The organism is Phreatobacter sp. AB_2022a (assembly GCF_026847585.1).
Classification (GTDB): Bacteria; Pseudomonadota; Alphaproteobacteria; order Rhizobiales; family Phreatobacteraceae; genus Phreatobacter.
Map to the genome: position 1 here is coordinate 97517 of NZ_JAPSET010000021.1, position 8144 is coordinate 105660.

Annotated in this window: 9 protein-coding genes; 5 read left to right on the forward strand and 4 right to left on the reverse strand. The window is 69.4% G+C overall.

What is annotated here, in order from left to right; all coding sequences use genetic code 11:
* Nucleotides 1-21: 21 nt before the first annotated feature.
* Genes OZ671_RS16745 through OZ671_RS16755 form a run of 3 tightly spaced genes read left to right on the forward strand, consistent with a single transcriptional unit; the run spans nucleotide 22 to nucleotide 3212 of the window.
* Nucleotides 22-1242: an ABC transporter substrate-binding protein gene (locus OZ671_RS16745; protein WP_268861807.1), complete on the forward strand. Its 1221-nt coding sequence runs from the start codon at nucleotides 22-24 to the stop codon at nucleotides 1240-1242.
* A gap of 47 nt (nucleotides 1243-1289) precedes the next feature.
* Nucleotides 1290-2510: an ABC transporter substrate-binding protein gene (locus OZ671_RS16750; protein WP_268861808.1), complete on the forward strand. Its 1221-nt coding sequence runs from the start codon at nucleotides 1290-1292 to the stop codon at nucleotides 2508-2510.
* Nucleotides 2511-2525: 15 nt separating this feature from the next.
* Nucleotides 2526-3212 (forward strand): nitroreductase, encoded by a 687-nt coding sequence (locus tag OZ671_RS16755; RefSeq protein ID WP_268861809.1) that lies wholly within the window; start codon nucleotides 2526-2528, stop codon nucleotides 3210-3212.
* Between the two features lie 15 nt (nucleotides 3213-3227).
* Here the strand turns inward: OZ671_RS16755 and OZ671_RS16760 are convergent, their stop codons facing one another.
* The 4 genes from OZ671_RS16760 to OZ671_RS16775 all read right to left on the reverse strand — a co-directional run bounded on the left by OZ671_RS16760 (nucleotide 3228) and on the right by OZ671_RS16775 (nucleotide 6781).
* The gene (locus tag OZ671_RS16760; protein ID WP_268861810.1) at nucleotides 3228-4526 is read right to left on the reverse strand and encodes an NAD(P)/FAD-dependent oxidoreductase; all 1299 of its coding nucleotides are present in this window, start codon (nucleotides 4524-4526) and stop codon (nucleotides 3228-3230) included.
* A gap of 12 nt (nucleotides 4527-4538) precedes the next feature.
* The gene (locus tag OZ671_RS16765) at nucleotides 4539-5270 is read right to left on the reverse strand and encodes an amino acid ABC transporter ATP-binding protein (RefSeq protein ID WP_268861818.1); all 732 of its coding nucleotides are present in this window, start codon (nucleotides 5268-5270) and stop codon (nucleotides 4539-4541) included.
* Nucleotides 5271-5280: 10 nt separating this feature from the next.
* On the reverse strand, nucleotides 5281-5934 hold the full coding sequence (locus tag OZ671_RS16770; protein WP_268861811.1) for an amino acid ABC transporter permease: 654 nt from the start codon (nucleotides 5932-5934) through the stop codon (nucleotides 5281-5283).
* Between the two features lie 76 nt (nucleotides 5935-6010).
* On the reverse strand, nucleotides 6011-6781 hold the full coding sequence (locus tag OZ671_RS16775; protein ID WP_268861812.1) for an ABC transporter substrate-binding protein: 771 nt from the start codon (nucleotides 6779-6781) through the stop codon (nucleotides 6011-6013).
* 128 nt (nucleotides 6782-6909) lie between these two features.
* Here OZ671_RS16775 and OZ671_RS16780 point away from each other — a divergent pair, with 128 nt between their 5' ends.
* Nucleotides 6910-7503 (forward strand): helix-turn-helix domain-containing protein, encoded by a 594-nt coding sequence (locus tag OZ671_RS16780; RefSeq protein WP_268861813.1) that lies wholly within the window; start codon nucleotides 6910-6912, stop codon nucleotides 7501-7503.
* A 114-nt stretch (nucleotides 7504-7617) separates the two neighbouring features.
* The coding region (locus OZ671_RS16785) for an enoyl-CoA hydratase/isomerase family protein (protein WP_268861814.1) at nucleotides 7618-8144 on the forward strand (527 nt) is incomplete at its 3' end.

The following is an 8144-nucleotide window of genomic DNA, read 5'->3' on the forward strand; positions in this document are numbered from 1 at the left end:
ACCGAGGGGAAGGATCGTCCAATGTCCAGCATCACCCGCCGCACGGTCATCGCGGCCGCCACGGCAACGCTCGCAGCCCCGCTCGTCCGCGCCCAGCCGCGGCCGATCCGCATCGGCATGATCCAGCCGATGAGCGGCGCCCTGTCGAACTATGGCCAGCAGGGCCAGCCGGCCCTCGACTTCATCGTCAAGCAGATCAATGCCGGCGGCGGCATCCGCAAGTTCGGCGGCGCGCCGCTCGAGCTCGTCCTCGCCGACGACGCCAGCCAGCCGGCGCGCAGCGCGACCGAGGCGCGCCGGCTGATCACCCAGGAGCGCGTGGCCGTGCTGATGGGCACGATGACGACGCCGCAGAGCCTCGCCATCGGACCGGTCATCGACGAACTGAAGGTGCCGGCGATTTCGATCTGGGCCGGAACCGTCCGCGCCAACCACCTCTATTCGCTCGGCCTGGCCTTCGACCGCGGCTATGCGCAGCCGATCGCCGATTTCGCCGGCTGGCTCAACCGCGAGCGCGGCTATGGGCTGAAGACCGCGGTCATGGCCTTCTCCAACTACGAGGCCGGGCAGCAGGTCAACGGCTTCCTGAAGACCCGCCTCAAGGCTCACGGCATCGAGGTGATCGACGAGGTGCCGCTCGACACCCGCGCCCAGGACCTCACCCCCGCCATGGTGCGCATCCGCTCGCGCAAGCCCGATCTCGTCGCCGGCCTGATCCTGCCCCGCGACGGCGTCCTGCTGCAGCAGGCCCGGCACAGCCTCGCCGTGCACGAACCGGTCTTCCTGTCGCCCGGCTATGGCGACATCAGCTTCTGGCACGACCTCGGCCAGGCGATCGGCGATGCCGTTCTGACGCGCAACCTGTTCGCGCTGGTCGGTGTCTCGCCGGGTGCGCGGCTGCCGGCGCTGGGCCGGCTGGTCGAGGAGATCCAGCGGCAGCCGGGCCTGCATCTGAGCACGGCGGCGCTGCAGACCGCCCAGGCCGGCCGCGTGCTGCAGGCCGTGCTGGAAACCGCCGAAGCCCCCGAACCGGCGGCGGTCCATGCCGCCCTCGCCCGCTTCCACCTGCCGGTCGGCGATCCCAACCTCTATCTCGCCTGTCCGGACGGCATGCGCTTCGGCCCCGACCGGATGCTGACCGACAGCTACGGCCTGCTCGTCCAGTGGCGCGCCGACAAGGGCCAGGAGGTCGTCTATCCCGCCCAGTTCGCCGCCGGCGAGCCGCGGCCGCGGGCGCGCTGACGGCCGCCGACATCCAATTTCGTGCGATCAGGAAAGAGACCAGCATCATGACGCTCAATCGCAGGCAGGCCGCGGCGCTTCTGTCCGGCGCGCTCGGAAGCCTTGCCGCCCGCGGCACGGCGCGTGCACAAGCCGGCGGGACGATCCGCATCGGCGTCATCCAGCCGATGTCCGGCCCGACCGCCGCCTATGGCCAGGAAACCCAGCCGGTGGTCGAATATCTCATCGGCAAGATCAACGCGGCCGGCGGCATCAGGAGCCTCGGCGGGGCGAAGCTGGAGATCGTCCTGGCCGATTCCACCGGCCAGCCGGCACGTGCCGCCGCCGAGGCGCTGCGGCTCGTCACCCAGGAGAACGTCGCCCTGCTCACCGGCTTCGTGCTGACCTCCGAGGCGCTCGCCATCGGCCCGGTGCTCGATGCCCACGCCTGCCCGATGGTCACCTTCATGGCCTCGGAAAGCGCCTCCCCCTTCCTGTTCTCGCTCGGCCTGCACAATGACCGCGGCTACGTGCAGTCGATGAAGGGCTTCATCGACTTCCTGGGCGCCAAGCGCGGCCGCAAGCTCGGCACCGTCGTCACCGCCTCGTCGAACTACGAGGCGGGCCAGAAATTCACCCGCCTCGCCAGCGAGCGGCTGAAGGAGGCCGGCTATACGATCGCCGGCGACGTGCCGCTCGACGTGAGGGCGCAGGACCATACCGCCGCGCTCCTCAAGATCCGCGCGCTGAAGCCGGATGTCGTGATCGGCTTCAACACCCAGGGCGACATCGTCAAGCTGCACCGGGCGCGCTACGACACGCAGTATCGCGGCGCTGTGTTCATCGGCAGCACCGGCGCGGCCGATCCCTCGCTCTGGCACGAGCTCGGCCGCGACATTGCCGGCCAGGTGCTGACCCGCGACTATTACAGCCTCGCCCTGTTCGCGCCCGGCCTGCCCGGCCCGACCAATGCCTTCATCGACGATGTCGTGCGCCATGCCCGGCTGAAGCGATCATTCGGCCAGTTCTCGATGTTCGCGGCGCAGTCGATCCTCGTCATCAAGGAGGCGCTGGAGGCGGCAGGCTCGGCCGAACGCCGGCGCATCGCGGAAGCGATCCGCGGCATCAACCTGCCCTTCGGCCATCCTTCCATGATCATGCCACGCCAGAACGGCCTTGCCTTCGCCGAGGACCGGCTGCCCCGCGACTCCTCCGCCCTCATGGTCGAATGGACAGGCGACGCGGCGCTGAAGGTGGTCTATCCCGAAGCCTTCGTGAAGGCGAGCTGAGCGAGGGAGAGCACGATGGCCGGCGAGACACCCGACATGGTTCTGGACCGGCTGCTGGCGAACCGGTTCAGCTGCCGGGCCTATCGGCCGGACGCGGTGCCGGAGGCCACCATCCGGCGGATCCTGTCGATCGCGCAGCGCACCGCGACCTGGTGCAACACGCAGCCCTGGCAGGTCACGGTCACCATGCCGCCGGCCACCGAGCGCCTGCGCAAGCTGCTCCATGCGCGGGCGGCCCAGGGGATCGACGAGGAATCCGATCTCGGCTGGCCGCGCGAATATCGCGGCGTCTACCTGCAGCGCCGGCGCGAGACCGGCTTTGCGCTCTATGAGGCTGTCGGCATCGCCAAGGGCGACATGGCCGGCCGCGAGCGCCAGACGCTGGAGAATTTCCGCCTGTTCGGCGCGCCGCACCTGGCGCTGATCACCTCGGACGAGGCGCTCGGCCCCTATGGCGCGCTCGATTGCGGCGCCTATGTCGCCAACTTCCTCAACGCCGCGGAGGCCTGCGGCGTCGCCGCCATCCCGCAGGCGGCGCTGGCCCGGCACTCGGGCTTCCTGCGCGGCCATTTCGGCCTCGGCGACGACCGCATGGTCATCTGCGGCATCTCCTTCGGCTTCGCCGACAGGGACGCGCCGGTGAACGGCTTCCGCACCACCCGCGCGCCGATCGAGGATGCGGTCACCTTCGTCGCCGAGTGAGCGATAGCGCAGGTTTCAGGTCGAAGCCTTCAGACCGCCGTCGGTCATGCGGTACCAGCCGATGATCGCCGAGACGTAAAGCTTGTGCAGCGCGTGGAACGGCAGCGGCACGATCGGCACGACCGGGAACGGCAGGCTCGCCTTGTCGCCGGTCGCGGCATAGTCGGCCAGCGCCTCGCCGATCGCCGTCTGCAGGCCGACGCCGCGGCCCATGCAGCCGATATCGACGATCAGGCCCGGCTCCGGCTCGTGGATATGCGGCAGGAAATCCCGCGTCAGCGTCACCCGGCCGCACCAGCGGTGATCGAAGGCAATGCCCTTGATCTGCGGGAACAGCTTCACCGCCGCCCGTTCCAGGTGCGCCCAGTCGTCGGCCGATTTCGGCTCGCGGAACGGCCCGCGGCCGCCCATCAGCAGGCGGTTGGTGTGGTCGCGCCGGAAATAGAGCAGCAATTGCCGGGTGTCCGAGATCACCTGCCCGCCGGGCAGGATCGAGCCGGCAATGTTGTCGCCGAGCGGCTCGGTGGCGGCGATGAACGAGTTCGGCGCGATCACCGTCTCGCGCAGCCCGGGGATCAGCCCGTCGCCATAACCGCCGGTCGCCACGATCACCCGCCGCGCCGTCACCGTCGGCCCCTGCGTCGTGGCCACCTCGAACACTTCCCCGCGCTTGACGATGCTCACCACCCGGCTGTCGCCATGGATCTGGGCGCCCGCCTTCTGCGCGGCGCGGACGAGGCCGCGCGCGTAGGCGAGCGGATGGATCGCGCCGGCGCGGCCGTCCTGCCAGCCCGCGAGATATTGCCGGGCGCCGACCGCCGCCGCCATGCCGTCGGCATCGTAGAGCGTCACGGCGACACCACGCTCGGCCCATTCGCCGGCACGCCGCTTGACCGTCTCGACCATGGCCGGGTTGTGCGCGCCCTGGATCCAGCCGGCCCGGACATGCGGCACGTCCATGCCGTGCCGCGCGATCAGGTCGAACACCTTGTCGGCGGTGGCGCCAACGAAGCGGATCAATGCCTCGCCGGCCGCCGGGCCATATTTGGCGACGAGCTCGCTCGGATCGTATTTGACGCCCGGGATGACCTGGCCGCCATTGCGGCCGGACGCGCCCCAGCCCGGCTCGCGCGATTCCAGCAGCACGACGCCGGTGCCGCGCTCGGCAAGCCGCAGCGCCGCCGACAGGCCGGCATAGCCGCCGCCGACGATGCAGGTCTCGACCGCCACCGACTGGTCGAGCGGCGGCGTCGCTGCCGCCGCCGGCGCGGTGGTGGCCCAGAGCGAGGGAGCGAGCGGGAATGGTACGGCCATCCTGGATGTCCTTCAGATCGGGCGCAGCACGCGGCGCAGGAAATCCTGCGTGCGCGGCTCCTGGGGCGCGCCGAGCACCGCCTCGGCCGGTCCCTGTTCGACGATGACGCCGCCGTCGATGAAGATGACGCGGTCGGCGACCTCGCGCGCGAAGCCCATTTCATGGGTCACGACCACCATGGTCAGGCCCTCGTCGGCCAGGCTGCGCATGACGCTCAGCACCTCGCCCACCAGCTCCGGATCGAGCGCCGAGGTCGGCTCGTCGAACAGGATGGCCTTCGGCTGCATGGCGAGCGCCCGGGCGATCGCCACCCGCTGCTGCTGGCCGCCGGAGAGCGCGCCGGGATAGGCATCGGCCTTTTCGCCGAGGCCCACCCGGCCGAGCAGCGCCATGCCGCGGGCGGCCGCGGCCTGAGGGTCCTCGCCCTTCACGTAGATCGGCCCCTCGATGACATTTTCGAGCGCCGTGCGGTGCGGAAACAGGTTGAACCGCTGGAACACCATCGACACCTGCTGGCGGATCGCCCGGATCGACCGCTGGCGCCGGTCGACGGTGGTGCCTTCCACCGTGATGGTGCCGGCATCGTAGCTCTCCAGGCCGTTCATGCAGCGCAGGATGGTTGATTTGCCCGAGCCCGACGGGCCGATGATGCAGACCACCTCGCCCTTCTCCACCCGGGCGGTGAAGCCGCGCACGACGTGGTTCTGCCCGAAGCTCTTCCTGACGTCGACGAGTTCGATCATGGCCATGACCTCACTTCCGCCCGAAGCGCTTCTCGAGCCAGGAAACGAGCCCGATCAGGGGCAGGCACATGGCGAGATAGAGCATGGCGACCAGCGTGAACACCGTGCTGTTCTGGAAGGTGGAGGCCGCGATCAGCCGGCCCTGCTGGGCGAGTTCCGCTACCGTGATGGTGGAAGCCTGCGAGGAATCCTTCAGCATCATCACCATGATGTTGCCGTAGGGCGGCAGGATGATGCGGAACGCCTGCGGCAGCACCACGCGCCGCATGGTCAGCCACCAGCCCATGCCGATGGTCTGCGCCGCCTCGATCTGGCCGGGATCGATGGCCTCGATGCCGGCCCGGAAATTCTCCGCGTGATAGGCCGAATAGGCGATGCCGAGCCCGATGATCGCCGCCTGCAGTGCGGTGAGCGTGATGCCGAGATCGGGCAGCACGAAATAGATCCAGAACAGCTGGACGATGATCGGAATGCCCCTGATCACATTGACGACGGTCGCTGCGATCACGACCAGCGGCCGGATGCCCGACACCCGCATCAGCGCCCAGACGAGGCCGAGCAGCGTCGACAGTACCAGCGAGCCCAGCGTGACCACGACGGTCAGCCAGAGCCCCTGGGCGAGGATGGGCAGGAACTCGACGGCCTGCCGGTAAAAGGTCTGCATGAACGAACCTGGTCGCGTGCCCGATCGAGGGCGCGCCGCATCGCCCGCGACGGGCGGCGGCGCGCCGGAAGTGCGCCTATTCCTGGCCCCATTTGGCCAGCACACGCTTGACCGTGCCGTCCTGCTTCAGCTTGGCGAGCGAGGTGTTGAGCCGCTTGACGAGCTCCGCATCGGCCTTGCGGACGCCGAAGGCGACCGAACCGGTCACGGCCGGCCTGTAGCTGCGCACCAGCCGCACCTCCGGAAACCTGCCGAGCTGCAGGTTGTAGGCGGCGATCGGGAAATCGGCGAAGCCGGCGCCGAGCCGGCCGGTATTCACGTCGCGCATGATGTCGGGAATGCTCTCGTAGATGCGCACGTCGGAAAAGACGCCCGACGCCTTCAGGGGCTCGACGAAGGCGGTGCCGGCCTGCACGCCGGCAACCTTGCCCTTGAGGCCGGCAAGGTCGGCATAGTCGGTCGTGTCGGTCTTCGGCACCATCAGGCCTTCGCCATAGGTGTAGACCGTGTCGGAGAAGTCGATCACCTGCCGGCGCTGATCGGTCGCGAACATGGCGGCCGAGATGATGTCGATGCGGTTGGACGTGAGCGCGCCGATCAGCGCCGAAAACTGCATCGGCTCGACCGCGACGTCGAAGCCGGCATCCTTGCCGACCTCGGTGATCAGGTCGACCATGATGCCCTGGATGGTGTTGGTCGCCGTGTCCAGGAAGGTGAAGGGAACGCCCGTCGGCGTCGAGCCGACGCGCAGCCTCTGGCGCTGGGCGTGGGACGGGCGGATCGCGGCGGCGGCGAGGCCCGCCCCCGCGGCGGCAAGGAATGTGCGACGTTCGATGGCGCGCGTCATGACTGGCTTCCTCTGCTGGATTGCGCCGGCTTTTTTCATTGTCATGAAATCCTGCGCACGATCCGGGCTTGCTTGCAAGTGGATTTCACTAATATGAAATAGCAGTGCATCACCCCGGGAATGCCAACATGCCAGGCTCGGTCCTCCCCCTGCCCGCGACCGTCGACCGTGAGGTGGGCGCGCGCATTCGCGCCCTGCGTCAGGCCAAGGGCCTGTCGCTGGAGACGGTCGCCGCCAAGGCGAACCTTTCGATCGGTTTCGTCAGCCAGATCGAGCGCGGCCTCTCCTCGCCCTCGCTGAAGGCCCTCGCCTCGCTCGCCGACGCGCTGGGCCTGCCCATCGCCGGCCTGTTCGAGGCGCGGGCCCCCGTCGAGGATGGCCAGGCCGTGGTCGTGCACGCCGATCAGCGCAGCGTGCTGCAGCTCTGGCGCTCGGGCATCGTCAAGCAGCTCCTGACGCCCGACGGGCCGGATGCCGCCCTCAACGTCTTCATGATCATCCTGGCGCCCGGCGCCTCGACGGGCGCCGAGCCCTACAGCCATCTCGGCGAGGAGGCGGGCCTCGTCCTCGAGGGCGCCATCACCCTGACCGTCGACGACCGCTCCTGGACGCTCAAGGCCGGCGACAGCTTCCGGTTCGAAAGCTCCCGGCCGCACGGTTTCGCCAATGCCGCGGAGGGCGAGAGCCGGGTCGTCTGGGTCAACGCCCGGACCCGTGCCTGACAGATGCGGCGGCCGGCCGCTCTTGCGCGGGGTTCCTGAACGGCCATCTTGCCTTGCCGCGCCTATGCGCCTCTGATCGGCGGCATTCCGCGACCCGCAAGAAAGCGCAAGGCCATGCAGGCTCAGCCCCTCACCATCACCCGCGCCATGGACGGCCGTCTGGCCGAGATCGGCTTCGACACCGGGACCCCGGCCAATGCGCTCTCGATCGAGGCCATGCAGGCCCTCCACGACTGCGCGCTGGCGCTGCAGCGCGACCGCGACCTGACCGCGGTGGTGCTTGCCGGGCGGCCGGACCGGTTCTCGCTCGGCTTCGACCTCAAGGCGGCCGGCGGGCGGCTCGAGGTCGGCCTTGCCGAACGGCGCGAACTTCTGTCGATCGGCCCGCGCATGTGCCGCGCCTGGGCCGAGATCGAGGCCTTGACCGTCGCGGCCATCGAAGGCTGGTGCGTCGGCGGCGGCGTCGCCCTCGCCGTCTCGCTCGACCTCAGGGTCGTCGGGCGGAGCGCCACCCTTTACGTGCCGGAGATCGAGCGCGGCATGAACATGAGTTGGGGCTCGTTGCCGCGCATCGTCAATCTCGTCGGGCCGGCCAAGGCCAAGCGCATCGTGGTGCTGGCCGAACGGATCGGCGCCGAGCG